This is a genomic window from Pararhodospirillum photometricum DSM 122, assembly GCF_000284415.1.
GTDB classification, from domain to species: Bacteria; Pseudomonadota; Alphaproteobacteria; order Rhodospirillales; family Rhodospirillaceae; genus Pararhodospirillum; species Pararhodospirillum photometricum.
In genome coordinates this window covers 376,225-390,700 of sequence record NC_017059.1, presented here as the reverse complement: position 1 = coordinate 390,700, position 14,476 = coordinate 376,225, and the positions used below count along the sequence as shown (strand labels likewise).

The following is a 14,476-nucleotide window of genomic DNA, read 5'->3' as shown; positions in this document are numbered from 1 at the left end:
CCTGTCACAAAGAGCAAATCCATTCTTCACCGCTGAAATACCCACAGGAAGAACGCCTTCCCTGGGAATTAGTTTTTAGTCGAACCAAAAACCCCAACGACCGGGCGGACAAGCTCTTTGATTATCGTGCTCACCCAGTCCAACAACTTTTACGAGGGGGCGGCTAAAGCACCGGTCGGCCGGTCGGTGCCGCCGCCGCGTGGGCCGAAAGGCGGGGATTGGGCGGTATTTCGGCTCCATTTAACGCCTTCCACGCAACAAAAGAAAAGCTAGCCTCGCTTTTTAGGCAAGGATATACTCCGCGCCCTCGCCGCCAGTCCGTACAGGAACCGTTGAATGCACGACATCATTCGTCAGCTCGATGCCAAGCGCACGGCCGCGCGCCTGGGTGGAGGTCCGCGCCGGATCGAGGCGCAGCACGCCAAGGGCAAGTTGACCGCCCGCGAACGCATCGACCTGTTGCTTGACCCCGGCTCCTTCGAGGAGTGGGATACCTTCGTTGAACACCGCTGTAACGAATTCGGCATGGACAAAAACCGGGTTCCCGGCGACGGCGTGGTCGTGGGCCACGGCACCGTCAATGGTCGCTTGGTGTTTTTGTTTAGCCAGGACTTCACCGTTCTGGGCGGTTCCTTGTCCGAGACCCACGCCGCCAAGATCTGCAAGATCATGGACAAGGCGATGGCGGTCGGCGCCCCCGTGATCGGGCTCAACGATTCTGGCGGCGCGCGCATTCAAGAAGGCGTGGACAGCCTCGCCGGCTATGCCGAGGTGTTCCAGCGCAACGTGATGGCCTCGGGCGTGATCCCGCAGATCTCCATGATCATGGGCCCGTGCGCCGGCGGCGCGGTGTATTCGCCGGCCATGACCGACTTTATTTTCATGGTCGAGGACAGCTCTTACATGTTCGTCACCGGGCCCGATGTGGTCAAAACGGTGACCCACGAGCAGGTAACGGCCGAGGAACTGGGCGGCGCCATCACCCATACCTCGAAGTCCGGCGTGGCCGACCTCGCCTTTGAAAATGATGTCCACGCCCTGTTGCAACTGCGGCGCTTCATCGACTTCCTGCCGGCCTCCAACAAGGAGAAGCCGCCGGTGCGTCCCACCAACGATCCCTGGGACCGCCTGGACTACTCGCTGGACTCCCTCATCCCCAATAACCCGAACAAGCCCTACGACATGAAGGAGCTGCTCGAGAAGGTGGTGGACGAGGGCGACTTCTTCGAGGTCGCGCCCAACTACGCCGGCAACCTGATCACCGGCTTTGGCCGCATGGAAGGTTCGACGGTCGGCTTCGTCGCCAACCAGCCGATGGTTCTGGCCGGCTGTCTCGACATCGACAGCGCCCGCAAAGGGGCGCGTTTCGTGCGCTTCTGCGACGCCTTCAATATTCCCATCGTGACCTTCGTCGATGTCCCGGGCTTCCTGCCGGGTACGGCGCAGGAATACGGCGGCATCATCAAGCACGGCGCCAAGCTGCTCTACGCCTACGCCGAGGCGACGGTGCCCAAGGTCACGGTCATCACCCGCAAGGCCTACGGCGGCGCCTACGACGTGATGAGCTCCAAGCACCTGCGCGGCGACGTCAACTACGCGTGGCCGTCGGCCGAAATCGCGGTGATGGGCCCCAAGGGCGCGGTGGAAATCATCTTCCGCCAGGACATGGGCGATGCCGAAAAGATCGCGCAGCGCACCGAGGAGTACCGCCAACTGTTCGCCAACCCGTTCGTGGCCGGCTCGCGCGGCTTCATCGACGAGGTGATCATGCCCTACGGCACGCGCAAGCGTATTTGCCGGTCGCTGGCCATGCTGCGTAACAAGGATATCCAGAACCCCTGGCGCAAGCACGGCAACATCCCCCTCTAAGGGCGGGTTCTCCGACCATTCGCCTGAGACCGCACCGCCAGCCAACCGGGGCACCCGATGTTTGAGAAGATCCTGATCGCCAATCGCGGCGAAATTGCCTGTCGCGTTATCAAAACCGCCCGCCGGATGGGCATCAAGACCGTGGCCGTGTTCTCGGACGCCGACCGCGATGCCTTGCACGTGGATATGGCCGACGAGCGCGTCCATATCGGCCCGTCGGCCTCGGCCCAGAGCTATCTGGTCATCGACCGCTTGGTTCAGGCCTGCCGCGACACCGGCGCCCAGGCCGTCCATCCGGGCTACGGCTTCCTGTCGGAAAACAAGGCGTTCCAAGCGGCGCTCGCCGCCGCCGGCATCGCCTTCATCGGACCGGACGCGCGGGCCATCGAGGCCATGGGCGACAAGATCGAGTCCAAGAAGCTGGCGGCCGCCGCCGGGGTCAGCACCGTCCCCGGCCACATGGGCATCATCGCCAACGCCGAGGAAGCGGTCGCCATCGCCCGCTCCATCGGCTACCCGGTGATGATCAAGGCCTCGGCCGGCGGCGGCGGCAAGGGCATGCGTATCGCCCGCTCCGATGAGGAGGCCCGCGAAGGCTTCCTCTCGGCCGCCAACGAAGCCCGCTCCAGCTTCGCCGACGACCGCGTCTTTGTTGAAAAGTACGTCGAGCAGCCGCGCCACATCGAAATCCAGGTGCTGGCCGACGGCGAGACCTTCTTGTATGTCGGCGAGCGCGAGTGCTCGATCCAGCGGCGCCACCAAAAGGTCATCGAAGAGGCCCCCTCGCCCTTCATCACCCCCGAGGTCCGCAAGGCCATGGGCGAGCAGGCCGTCGCCCTGGCCCGCGCCGTGGACTACAAGTCGGCCGGCACCGTCGAGTTCATCGTCGATGCCAACCGCAACTTCTACTTCCTGGAAATGAACACCCGTCTCCAGGTGGAACACCCGGTCACCGAAATGGTCACCGGCCTCGACCTCGTCGAGTGGATGATCCGCATTGCCGCCGGCGAAAAGCTGACCTTGCGGCAAGACGACATCAAGCTCAACGGCTGGGCCATGGAATGCCGGATCTACGCCGAAGATCCGTTCCGCAACTTCCTGCCCTCCACCGGTCGTCTGGTGCGCTACATCCCGCCCCTGGAAGTCGAAGGGCAGGTTCGCGTCGATACCGGCGTTCAGGAAGGCGGCGAGATCAGCATGTTCTACGACCCGATGGTCGCCAAGCTGATCACCTACGGCAAGGATCGTCTGGAAGCCACCCAGCGTATGCGCCAAGCCCTGGATGGGTTCTACATCCGCGGCATCTCGCACAACATCCCCTTCCTCGCCTCGCTGCTGTCGCGCGACCGCTTCGTTGAAGGACGGCTGACCACCAACTTCATCGCCGAGGAATACGCCAACGGCTTCCATGCCGCCGACCTGCCGCCCGACGATCCCACCGTCCTGGTCACCGTCGCCGCCGCCGTCCACCGCATGAGCACCGAGCGGAATGCCAAGATCAGCGGCCAAATGGTCGGTCACGGCAAGAAGGTGCGCGACGAGTGGGTGGTGCGTCTTGGCGACACCAACCACCCCGTCAAGGTTCGCCCGATCACCGGCGGCCACGAGGTGGAATGGGACGGCAAGATCCATACCCTGATCCACCAGTGGACCTTCGGCCAGCCCCTGTTCCGCGCCAAGCTCGATGACCGCGCCATCGTGGTTCAGATCGAGCGTCGGGGCGTGTCCTACCACTTGGCCCAAGGCGGCAGCCAGGAAACCGCCCTGGTGTTGACCGGCGAAGCTGCTCAGTACGCCTCCTTGATGCTGCATAAGGTCCCGCCCGACCTCTCGCGCTACCTGCTCTCGCCGATGCCCGGCCTCCTGGTGTCGCTCGCCGTCGAGGAAGGCTCGGAAATCAAGGCCGGCGAGACCCTCGCCGTCGTCGAAGCCATGAAGATGGAAAACATCCTCAAAGCCGAACGCGACGGCATCGTCGCCCGCATCCACGCCCGCCCCGGCGATAGCCTCGCCGTGGATCAGAAGATTCTTGAGTTTGAAGTGTAAGGGCAAACAATAAGGCTGGGGAGGCTCGCCTCCCCAGACCCCTCAGAACTTTGGGGCTCTCCGTAAGGGGAGCCTTTTTTGTTTGGAGGAGAAGCGCGATCGGCAAAGATTCGCGAGATACGCCGCGCAGGCGGATTCGTCCGAAAACTGGCGCTGGAATTCGAGGAGAGATCGGGGAAACTTGGTCATGGCTGAGCTCCCGAAACAGCGCGTGTTTACTGTATGTTCTGCGCCATTTTGAGCCGCCTGTCACCACATGATGCGGTCCCGGACTCAAAGGAATAAGCCTTTATAGTAAAACGTCTCAAACTTATTTATAAATCTGTGGCGAGACAACAGCTTCGAAATCAACAATGGCGCTCTGTTAGATGGTATATCTGTCTTCCACTTCCGTTTTTTTACTCACTGAGAGGCGACATGTCTAGTCCGTTACACTTGGAACCGTCGGCGCGTTCGGTTCTCATTCTTGGGGCAGGCGCATCTCACCCCCTGCCAACCGCGTATGAGCTGAAGACCTGGGTTATTGACGCTGCGTTGACTTATGCCAGACCTAAGAATGCTGTTGGATTGCGCGCACAGATACTTGCACTTCTTGAGCGCCCCTACATGACCCTTGAAGCACTGTTTTCCCTATTTTCGTATAGACTTGGCGATTGCTTTCCCGTCGACAAAATTCTTCAATCTGCGTTCGACCTTGGCACGCTGAAAAGGACTGCGCGTGGGCCGGCCTACCAGACGACAAGACTTTATCTCTTGATCGCTCTGGCTCGGAAGTACGCGCCGGATCTGCTGGGGCCCATCATGACGACAAATTTCGACATCGGCCTCATGAAGGCGCACGATATTGCAGATGTCCCATATAGTGTTGTCACTCTATCTCAGGTTGAATGCTTTAGGACGGAAACTTCCAAGATCGCGGGACTCGAAAACTCGATCATCCCATTGCATGGAACAGTCGGCGATACAGATAACATGTCGCGTGCCAATCACGCGATCGCGGTCTCAGAAAACGCTCCCGAGCGCGGGACAATGAGCCGCTTTTCGGGAGGATATGCGGATCCCAGTACAGTCTTCGCGCGAGGTCTCGCTCGTGCCTTTCCTCTGGATTTTTCACAGTTTATCGAAAACACCATTTCTTCAGCGGAGAGCCTAACCACATTCGGCTACAGCGGTGCTGACGAGTATGATTTCAATTTGCTCCTGGAGGACATCATTGCGACAAACCCTGGAACCGTCAACAAATTCGCGTGGACGTCGTGGAAAGGCGACGGTACTGATCTTTCACCGTTCGCCAGACGGCATTTTGAAAACCGGATAGTCAAAGGCGATTTAGCGGGGTTGCTTGAAGCTGAGTTGAAACGTTTGAACGTGTCCATTCCGACTGACATGGACGATGTCGCTGTCGGTGCTGATCCGTTGGTAGGACGGGATCTCAAGAGACAAATTCGTGAGCGTTTAGTTTGGGAATTGCAGAAAGAGTGGAGTTCGAGAAATGTACCGAGAGGTGACGTCGATAACCTCGTCGAGGATATTGCAACAAATGTCGTGGGTGCTTGGGTTTCTTTGGAGCATTATTATCTTGAGAGTTTAGGTTTCAATCAGGATAAGATCGTGTTTTTCGGGGGCGCCGATGGTTCCTCGTGTATGTTTCATGGCGTAAATTTCGCATCAATTATAGAAGGGCAAAGACAGTATAGGATTGAGCAAAGCGACGCTCTCAACCAAATTACAGTTGAGTTACTTGGGATAAACGCTTCAATCCACCCTGCTTCGTTCGATATTTTCGAGCGATTGCACCAACAGGGTCGACAATCTCTCGCAACCGGCTCATCTACTCGAGATGTCGAACGGGCGCTCACATTGGTAGCTTGTGCAACTGCGGTCGACTATCAGGGGCTCATCTTGCGAAATCGTGCTACAGCGGCAGGAAGACCCGAGGTTAAGAAAGCGTTGGCATTGAGAGCAATCGATCATTTCAAGACATGCCAGCACTATTCAGAGCTCGCCTCGGCTTCGATAGGCCGCAAAGCCGATGCCGTAGACCTTGACCCGATTGATGAACTCGTCGGCTGGCGTCGGTGGCGCACCATTGCACTCGACAATATTCCGCGCGCACGCGAGATCATTGATCCGATCCAAGCCCTTGATGAATATCGCAATGTTATTGATATTCGGCGCAGTCAGCTATCTGCGATGCAGACTAACCGAAATTTTGGGCCGGAATACATACCTGCGCATATCCCGCAACTTTTGCTGAGGATATCGGAATACATGAAGTGCGCAGTGAACGTGGGGAAGCCAGTCGCAGCACTTGTGGGCGGTGACGAGATGAGCGCTTTAGCGAGAGAGGCAGGGAAACTTTTAGATGAATACTTTATGTATACAAACTTACCGAATGACCGAGGTATAGCGGTACTTGAGGCCATCTCCCAGCTTGCCGTCAGCCGGGACGAAGAGACCCTCTTGGATATCGTTTTTGAAGGTCTGCAGCGGTATCGCGGCAAGCTGAGTTACCGACGCTGTGGTCAATTCGTAAACAACTGGCGTAACCAATTAGAGTCCAGACGCGTTGGGCAAGATTCAACACGCCAAATGATAGTAGATCGGATATTAGGGCGAATTGCCGATTTGGAGAACCACGGCTGATTTTTCCTGGTGAATAGCCCAGATCTTTCTGAGCGCGCGGAATGTCTAGCGGTCGGCAACTTGCAAAGGTCATGGGGCGACCGAATTGTAACTGCTCACGGGGCTGGTCGGAGACTGTTGCGGTCGGGGTGGAAATGTGAGTCACTCCAGGGATGGGAGAGACACCACGTGGACACCTCCGGAAACCGGCCTTGAACGGTACCGCATGTCGCTGGCCGCTCGAGCGCGTTGTGATCGGCGCTGCGATCACTGATTTTCCGGGTCGGATGGTATGAAGCGGGTGAGGATCCCCCAGGATCGGCGGCATCCCCCCCTGGGAGGGCCCCCGGTCGGGCGCCGATCAGGCGCGTTCAGCCTGACGGTCGAGCCAGGACCAGCGCTTCATGTTGTAGGCCATATTGGCGAGCGTGATCGTTGCCCTGGCGCGGGCGAGGCCGATGGTGCGGATGACCAGGCCCATCCGGCCCTTCATCTCGGCGAAGACATGCTCGACCCGGGAACGGATCCTGGATTTCACCGCGTTGGCTCTGGCGGTCGCCCGAGGCATCGGTTTGCCCTTGGGCTTCTTGCGGTGGATGCGGCTGACCTTGCCGGCTTCGGCAAGGAACGCCTCGTTGGCCTCGGAGCGGTAAGCGCTGTCGGCCCACACGTCGGAGGCGGTATTGGCCGGATCGATCAGCCCCTCGCGCAGCCGGGCGCCATCGGCGGCGGCCGCGTCGGTGACGAGCGCACGGCGGATGATCCCGTGCTTGCGGTCGATCGAGACGTGGTTCTTGTAGCCGAAATGGGGAATGGCGATGTCGCCCTGGGGCGTGCCGTCCTCTCTGACCTTTCCTTTGGAAAACTTCACCGTCCAGCGGGCATCGCGATCCTTCTGCCGCAGCTTGGCCGGCTTGTCTCGCCAGTCCTCGGGAACCTTGCCCTCCTTAATCGTCTGTTTCTCGGTCTCGGTATTGCGTTGGCGCGGCGCCGACACCAGCGTCGCGTCGACGATCTGCCCCGACATCGGCAGATAGCCCGCCTCGCTGATCGCCCGGTCGAGCCGCTGGAACAGATCGTCAAACGCACCGGCCGTGATCAGCGCTTCGCGGAAATCCCAAAGAGTGTTGGCATCCGGCACCGCATCGCCCGGCCCCAGGCCGCAGAACCGCATCCAACTCAGCCGGTCGCGCACCAGGTACGTCGTCCGACCCAGCGCCAGACCGTGCAGCGACTGCAAAACCAGCATCTTGAATTTCAAAACCGCGTCGAAGCCGGGCCGACCGCCCTTCGAGGGCGCACTCCGTCGCCGGACCGCACGCTCCAGAACCGGCCGGAACAGTTCGAAATCCACCGTCTTCGACAGCGTCTCCAGCGGATCGCCCTCCGCCGAAAGTTCCGCCAGACGACGCTCGACATCCCAGAACCCAATCTGAACCGCCATTGCCGCCCCCCAATAGCCGATCGCCTATGGAATCACGAACCAGAACCAGACGCCAGTTTCCGGAGGTGTCCAGGTCGTGGAAGGTGGTCGACTTGGCTTGACGGGGTGTGTTTTTATCCTGTCCTGTTATCCAGGATCCGAGGTGGATAGGGCGGAATTTTTTTGGTATATGTCTAAGCTAGAATAGCGGCAGGTGCTCTTTGTGGGGGAATAAATTCCGAGTGAGTCACCCGGAAAATAAGAGGTCAAGATGTGTCATGGAAACGCAAAATGAGTATACATTTTTGATTGATGCGTTTACCCCCGAAACCGTTCCCATGGCCCGGCTTGCCGAGTACCTCATTGACCTCGCCCAATTGCTTGGGGAAGAAAGCTCTGTCCATTTTGTACGTGTCGATCATGGGAGCACCCGATTGGTGGCCACGGTTGAGCCCGAAGCCATTCCCAATGTGAGAGATCGCTTAGTGTTGGCGGATCGCGGCGAAGGCCCTGCTGACGCATTAAAAGCGATTAATAAAATAAACAAGAAGTTAAAAGAAGATAATGGCAGTGCTCGGCTTATCGAAGGGCAAGGTGTTGAAATTATTGTATTTAAAGGTCGAGATATTGTAGGTGAATTTGATTATCCTACGGTTGGCCAGTCTGGAAGTCTTGTTGGTGAAGTGGTTAGAGTTGGTGGTGTCGGTGAATATCCTCTTGTTCATCTTAGAGATGGAGAAGGTGGTATATATAGGTGTAATCTGGTAAAGTCTTTGGCAAAGAATATAGCGAAATACATTTATGCCGGTGAAGTTCGTGTTTTTGGGAAAGGAAAATGGTATCGGACGGATATGGGGGTGTGGGAACTTAAAGATTTTCACATAGAATATTTTGAACCACTCGACAGCGCCCCTCTCTCCTCCGTTATTGAAGATCTACATGAGATCCAAGGTCATGAGTGGGGCGAGGTAGAGGATCCGTGGGGCCTTTTGTATCACCTCCGTACCGAGATCGGAGAGATTCACTAATGGTTGTTATGGATTCTAATATCCTTCTATTTTTTTTCGTCTCAAAAACTGGGGTACCACGAGATCCCGTCTCCCATGCTGAGATTGATCGTCCTTGGGAGCGAATCTGTTATCTGATACAAGAGCTTGAGAAAGAGAAAACCAAAATTGTCATTCCAACGCCCGTTTTAAGTGAGGTCCTGATTCGGGCGAAACAGGCAAGCCCAGAGTATATTTCAAGAATTCAAAAATCTTCTATATTTATTATTCAGCCATTTGATGTGATTGCAGCGATTGAATTAGCTGAGATGACAAGAAGAGCGTTAGATATTGGAGATAAAAAATCAGGAAGCAACGAAACTTGGGCCAAAATTAAATATGATAGGCAGATTATTGCTATATCCAAAGTTGTTCGGGCTCATACAATTTATAGTGACGACAAAAACTTAGCGTATTTTGCAAAAAAAGAAAATATAAAAGTTGTGGGTTTGGCAGACTGCCCTCTTCCTCCACAGTTATCCCTGTTTCCAAATATGAAACAATAGACTATGTTGCGTATTATTATTTAATCATATAGATGGTATCCGTGTTTTACGAGACCGGTCATATCCAACCGGTGTTTTTGCGTAAAAATGAAAAAAAAGGGGGCCGGGGCATCGCCCCGGGCGGGTTCGGGCGGCAGCCCGACGGAGCCAGTGGAGCGGCAGGCCCCCCCCTTCCCCCTTACGGAGTCCTGGACCCGAACAGGGCGGAGCCCAGGCGGATGTGGGTGGCGCCGAAGGTGAGGGCGGTGGGGTAGTCGGCGCTCATGCCCATGCTGAGGATGGGCAGGGCGTGGCGGCGGGCGATTTCGCGCAGAAGAGCGAAATGGGGGGCCGGTTCTTCGTCGACGGGGGGGATGCCCATGAGCCCCTGAACGTCGAGGCCCCAGTCTTCCCGACATTGGCGCACGAAGGCGTCGGCCTCGCGGGGGAAAACGCCGGCTTTTTGCGGTTCTTCGCCGGTATTGACCTGGATCAGCACCGGGATTTTTTTGTTCTGGCGGGCCATTTCCTCGGCCAGGGCTTGGGCGAGCTTGGGGCGGTCTACGCTGTCGATGGCATCGAACAGGGCGACGGCCTCGCGAACCTTGTTGGTCTGCAAGGGGCCGATGAGCCGCAGTGTGATGTCGGGAAACTGCTCGCGCAGGGCGGGCCATTTGCCCTGGGCTTCCTGAACCCGGTTTTCGCCGAACACGCGCTGGCCGGCGGTGAGGGCGGGGAGGATCGCCTCGGCGGGATGGGTCTTGCTGACGGCCACCAAGGTGACGTCGGCGGGATTGCGGCCGGCATCGGCACAGGTGTGGGCCAGGGTGGCGCGGGCGGCGGCGAGCGCGGCCGGCACGTCGAAAGGCGATGACAAGGAGGGGTCGGTCATGGCGTCCTTGAGCGATGAAGCGGGGGAAGAAACCAGCGACACCCCTTGGGAGTAGGAGGAACGGAGCATGACGGCAAGTCTCTCGTGCCGGGCCGAGCGCGTGCATCGGCGGGCGGGGCGGCCGAAGGCGCCGGCGGCGGTGCTGGTCACCGACGAGCGACGCCTGCCCGACCCCCGGCCGGTGCTGCCGGCCCTGCCCCGAGGGGCGCGGGTGGTGCTGCGGGCCTATGGCGATCCGACGCGCGCCGGGGCGGTGGTGGCGGCGGCGAGGCGGCGGCGCATTGGCGTGATACTCGCCCTGGCAGCGCCCCGCCTGCCCCCCCTGCCCCGGGATCTGGCGGGGATCCACCTGCCGCAGGGCCGGGCTTGCCGGGGCCTGATGGCCGGGGTTTTGCTGTGGCGGCGCGCGGCGGCGGGGCGCTCGCTGTCGATGGCGGCCCATGATGGGCGAGCCCTGGCCCGGGCGCGGGCGCTGCGCCTGACGTTTGTGCTGCTCTCCCCGGTCTTTCCCACCCGCAGCCACCCCGGAGCCCCGGCCTTAGGCCCCCTGCGGGCCACCTTGCTGGCACGAACCAGCCAAGTTCCCGTCCTGGCCCTGGGCGGCATCACCCCGACCACGGCCGCCCGCCTCCCCCCCCGCCCCTGGTCAGGCCTCGCCGCCCTAGAAAGCTGGACAAAAAACCGAGGGGTCCGGGGAGGCCCCGCCTCCCCGCCTTCCCTTCCCCTTCCTTTTCCCCTTCCCCTCCCCCCTGAGGAGAATATGGAAAAACTTGACAGCCCCGGCTAGGATCGGCCTCCCATACCGGGTCTTTGTCCGCGCGTTTTCCACAGATAGGCTCATCCATGGCTCACCCGAAGTTCGGCCCTGTCCCGCGTTTCCTGCATCGGGCGACAAATGCGGGCCTAGCGGGCGCCCTCATGCTGGCCCTTGTGGCTTGCGAGAACTCCAAGGCGGTTTACCCCGAGCGCGATCCCTCGACGGGCCAGCGCGTGATGGTGGACCCTGCCAATCCGCCGGAACGCAGCACGATTTTCGGGCCCGGCGGGCTCAATCTGTTTGGCGGCAAGGAGGGCAAGGAAGACACCGGGTCCACTGGGGTCGGCGTCAACAGCTTTTTGTGGCGGGCCTCGCTCGACACCATCGCCTTCATGCCCCTGACCTCGGCCGATCCGTTTGGCGGGGTCATTCTCTCGGACTGGTATTCCCCGCCCGAGACGACCACCGAGCGCTTCAAGGCCAACGTGTATATCCTGGCCAAGGGCCTGCGCGCCGACGGCGTGAAAGTCTCGGTGTTTCGCCAGCAGCGTGACCCGCGAGGCAACTGGGTTGACGCGGCGGTGAGCCCCAGCGTGGCCACCGATCTGGAGAATGCCATCCTCACCCGGGCGCGTCAGTTGCGCCTTTCGGTGCTGGAGAAATAATCCCGGGCGGCGGTCGAACCGGGGCGGCCGCTGCTCCATGCTTTTTCCCCCCGTTGAGTCAGGAAGGCACCCCTTCGCATGGCGTCCGAGGACCGCTCCTCCTTTAAGGAAACCGAAGCCTATTGGCAGAGTGCCTGGGCCGAGGCCGGCTGTTTCAGGGCCACCGTGGACCCTGAGCGTCCCAAGTACTATGTGCTGGAGATGTTCCCCTATCCCTCCGGGCGCATCCACATGGGGCACGTGCGCAACTACACGCTGGGCGACGTGGTGGCGCGCTTCAAGCGGGCGCAGGGGTTTAACGTGCTCCATCCCATGGGGTGGGATGCCTTTGGCCTGCCGGCCGAGAACGCGGCCATCCAGCGCGGTGTGCATCCGGGCGAGTGGACCCGGCGCAACATCGAGGTGATGCGCGAACAGTTCCGGCCGATGGGCCTGTCCATCGACTGGGAGCGCGAGATCAGCACCTGCGAGCCCGGCTATTACAAGCACGAACAGAAGATGTTCTTGGACTTCGTGAAGGCGGGCCTCGCCTATCGCAAGGAGTCCTGGGTCAACTGGGACCCGGTGGAACACACGGTTCTGGCCAACGAGCAGGTGATTGACGGCAAGGGCTGGCGCTCGGGGGCTCCGGTGGAGCGGCGCAAGCTTTCCCAATGGTTCTTGCGCATCACCGCCTATGCCCAGGAGCTGCTCGACGCCATCACCACGTTGGACCGCTGGCCCGAAAAAGTCCGGTTGATGCAAACCAACTGGATCGGCCGCTCGGAAGGGGCGCGGGTGCGCTTTGCCCTGGTGGGGCGCGAGGACGGGATCGAGGTGTTTACCACCCGGCCCGATACCTTGTTTGGGGCGTCGTTCTGCGCTGTGTCGGCCAACCATCCGCTGGCGATCGAGCTGGCGGCGGCGACCCCGGCTTTAGCCGACTTCTTGGCCGAGTGTGCCCGCATGGGCACCAGCGAGGCCGACATTGAAACGGCGGAGAAGAAGGGCTTCGATACCGGTCTGCGGGTGCGTCATCCGTTCTTGGACGACGTGACCTTGCCGGTGTACGTCGCTAATTTCGTGCTGATGGACTACGGCACCGGGGCGATTTTTGGCTGCCCGGCCCACGACCAGCGCGACATGGACTTTGCCCGCAAGTATGGCTTGGCGGTGACCACCGTGGTGGCGCCGCGCGATGCCGACCCCGAGGCCTTTGCCGCCGAGCAAGACGCCAGCCTGACCGCGTTTAGCGGCGATGGCGTGGCGATCCGCTCGGGCTTCCTCAATGGCCTGGGCGTGGCCGAGGCCAAGGCGGCGGCGATCCGGCGTATCGAGGAGATGGGCCAGGGCGAGGGCGTGGTGCAGTTCCGCCTGCGCGACTGGGGCGTGTCGCGCCAGCGCTACTGGGGCTGCCCCATCCCGATGATCCACTGCGAGAGCTGCGGCATTGTGCCGGTGCCGGAAGATCAGTTGCCGGTGCTGCTGCCCGACGATGTCACCTTCGACAAGCCGGGCAACCCGCTCGACCATCACCCGACCTGGAAGCATGTGGACTGCCCGGTGTGCGGCCGCCCGGCCCGGCGCGAGACCGACACCTTCGACACGTTCTTTGAAAGCTCGTGGTATTTCGCCCGCTTCTGCTCGCCCCACAGCGACACCGTGGCCTTCGACCGGGCGGCGGTCGATTACTGGCTGCCGGTGGACCAGTACGTGGGCGGCGTTGAGCATGCGGTGCTGCACCTGTTGTACTCGCGCTTTTTCACGCGCGCCTTGCGGGAGTGCGGGTATCTGGGATTGTCCGAGCCGTTTGCCGGCTTGTTCACCCAGGGCATGATCTGCCACGAGACCTACCGCGCGGCCGATGGCACGTGGCTGTCGCCCGAGGACGTGACCCGCACCGCCGATGGCTTGGTGGTCCGGGCCAGCGACACCGCCCCGGTGACGGTGGGCCGCTCGGAAAAGATGTCGAAGTCCAAGCTCAACACCGTGGACCCGACCGTCATTTTGGATAGCCACGGGGCCGATGCCGCCCGCCTGTTCATGCTCTCGGACTGCCCGCCCGAGCGCGATATGGACTGGTCGTCGGCCGGTATTGACGGGGCCTCGCGCTATCTGGCGCGCTTGGTCCGTCTGGCCAGCCAGCCGCCGTTGGATCCGGGGCCGGTCGGGGCCGACCTGCCGGCCACCCTGGGCCCGGCGGCCGAGGCCCTGCGCCGTCAGACCCACCGGACCATGGCCGGGGTGACCGACGACCTGGAGAAGTTCCGCTTTAACAACGCGGTGGCGCGGGTGCGCGAGCTGACCAACGCCGTGGCGGCCCTTGATCCGGCTGCCGAGGGGGCCGGGCCAGTCTACCGCTTTGCCCTGGAGACCGTGCTGCGTTTGGCGGCGCCCATGATCCCGCACGTGTGCGAGGCGCTGTGGCGGACCTTGGGGCATGCCACCATGCTGGCCGAGACCCCGTGGCCCGTGTGGTCCGAGGCCTTCTTGGTGGACGACGTGGTCAAGGTGGCGGTGCAGGTCAACGGCAAGATGCGTGGCACCGTTGAGTTGCCGCTGGACGCCTCGCAGGAGGTGGCCGAGGCGGCGGCCCGGGCTCTGCCCACGGTGGTTGTCCAGATTGCCGACAAGCCGGTGCGCAAGGTCATCTTGGTGCCCAACCGCATTGTCAACATCATCGTCTGAT

Annotated in this window: 10 protein-coding genes; 8 read left to right on the top strand and 2 right to left on the bottom strand. The window is 60.6% G+C overall.

Annotation, left to right across the window (positions count from 1 at the left end):
• The first annotated feature begins 336 nt into the window (after positions 1-336).
• From RSPPHO_RS01685 to RSPPHO_RS01675, 3 genes are all read left to right on the top strand, one after another.
• Positions 337-1,869, top strand: coding sequence for an acyl-CoA carboxylase subunit beta (locus RSPPHO_RS01685; protein WP_014413560.1), 1,533 nt, complete (start codon positions 337-339; stop codon positions 1,867-1,869).
• Between the two features lie 57 nt (positions 1,870-1,926).
• A complete protein-coding gene (locus RSPPHO_RS01680; protein WP_014413559.1) occupies positions 1,927-3,915 on the top strand; it encodes an acetyl-CoA carboxylase biotin carboxylase subunit in 1,989 nt (662 codons plus the stop codon).
• Between the two features lie 417 nt (positions 3,916-4,332).
• Complete coding sequence (locus tag RSPPHO_RS01675) at positions 4,333-6,561, top strand: hypothetical protein (protein WP_157879046.1); 2,229 nt, start codon at positions 4,333-4,335, stop codon at positions 6,559-6,561.
• 340 nt (positions 6,562-6,901) lie between these two features.
• Here RSPPHO_RS01675 and RSPPHO_RS01670 read toward each other — a convergent pair whose 3' ends face one another.
• The gene (locus RSPPHO_RS01670) at positions 6,902-7,984 is read right to left on the bottom strand and encodes an IS5 family transposase (protein WP_014413557.1); all 1,083 of its coding nucleotides are present in this window, start codon (positions 7,982-7,984) and stop codon (positions 6,902-6,904) included.
• A 257-nt stretch (positions 7,985-8,241) separates the two neighbouring features.
• Here RSPPHO_RS01670 and RSPPHO_RS19595 point away from each other — a divergent pair, with 257 nt between their 5' ends.
• Both RSPPHO_RS19595 and RSPPHO_RS19590 read left to right on the top strand, forming a co-directional pair.
• Positions 8,242-8,991 carry a hypothetical protein gene (locus tag RSPPHO_RS19595; protein ID WP_157879045.1) on the top strand — a complete coding sequence of 250 codons (750 nt, stop codon included), beginning with the start codon at positions 8,242-8,244 and terminating at the stop codon, positions 8,989-8,991.
• Positions 8,991-9,515, top strand: a complete 525-nt coding sequence (locus RSPPHO_RS19590) for a PIN domain-containing protein (protein WP_157879044.1) — start codon at positions 8,991-8,993, stop codon at positions 9,513-9,515. Before RSPPHO_RS19595 ends, RSPPHO_RS19590 begins: the two co-directional genes overlap by 1 nt.
• A gap of 178 nt (positions 9,516-9,693) precedes the next feature.
• Here RSPPHO_RS19590 and RSPPHO_RS01660 read toward each other — a convergent pair whose 3' ends face one another.
• Positions 9,694-10,386 carry a YggS family pyridoxal phosphate-dependent enzyme gene (locus RSPPHO_RS01660; protein ID WP_041793704.1) on the bottom strand — a complete coding sequence of 231 codons (693 nt, stop codon included), beginning with the start codon at positions 10,384-10,386 and terminating at the stop codon, positions 9,694-9,696.
• Positions 10,387-10,453: 67 nt separating this feature from the next.
• On the opposite strand from RSPPHO_RS01660, the gene RSPPHO_RS01655 reads away from it, so the two are divergent.
• The 3 genes from RSPPHO_RS01655 to leuS all read left to right on the top strand — a co-directional run bounded on the left by RSPPHO_RS01655 (position 10,454) and on the right by leuS (position 14,475).
• Positions 10,454-11,173 carry a thiamine phosphate synthase gene (locus RSPPHO_RS01655; protein WP_014413552.1) on the top strand — a complete coding sequence of 240 codons (720 nt, stop codon included), beginning with the start codon at positions 10,454-10,456 and terminating at the stop codon, positions 11,171-11,173.
• Between the two features lie 131 nt (positions 11,174-11,304).
• Positions 11,305-11,808, top strand: coding sequence for a DUF3576 domain-containing protein (locus RSPPHO_RS01650; RefSeq protein WP_242390548.1), 504 nt, complete (start codon positions 11,305-11,307; stop codon positions 11,806-11,808).
• A gap of 78 nt (positions 11,809-11,886) precedes the next feature.
• Positions 11,887-14,475, top strand: coding sequence for a leucine--tRNA ligase (gene leuS / locus RSPPHO_RS01645; protein WP_014413550.1), 2,589 nt, complete (start codon positions 11,887-11,889; stop codon positions 14,473-14,475).
• Position 14,476: the final 1 nt, after the last annotated feature.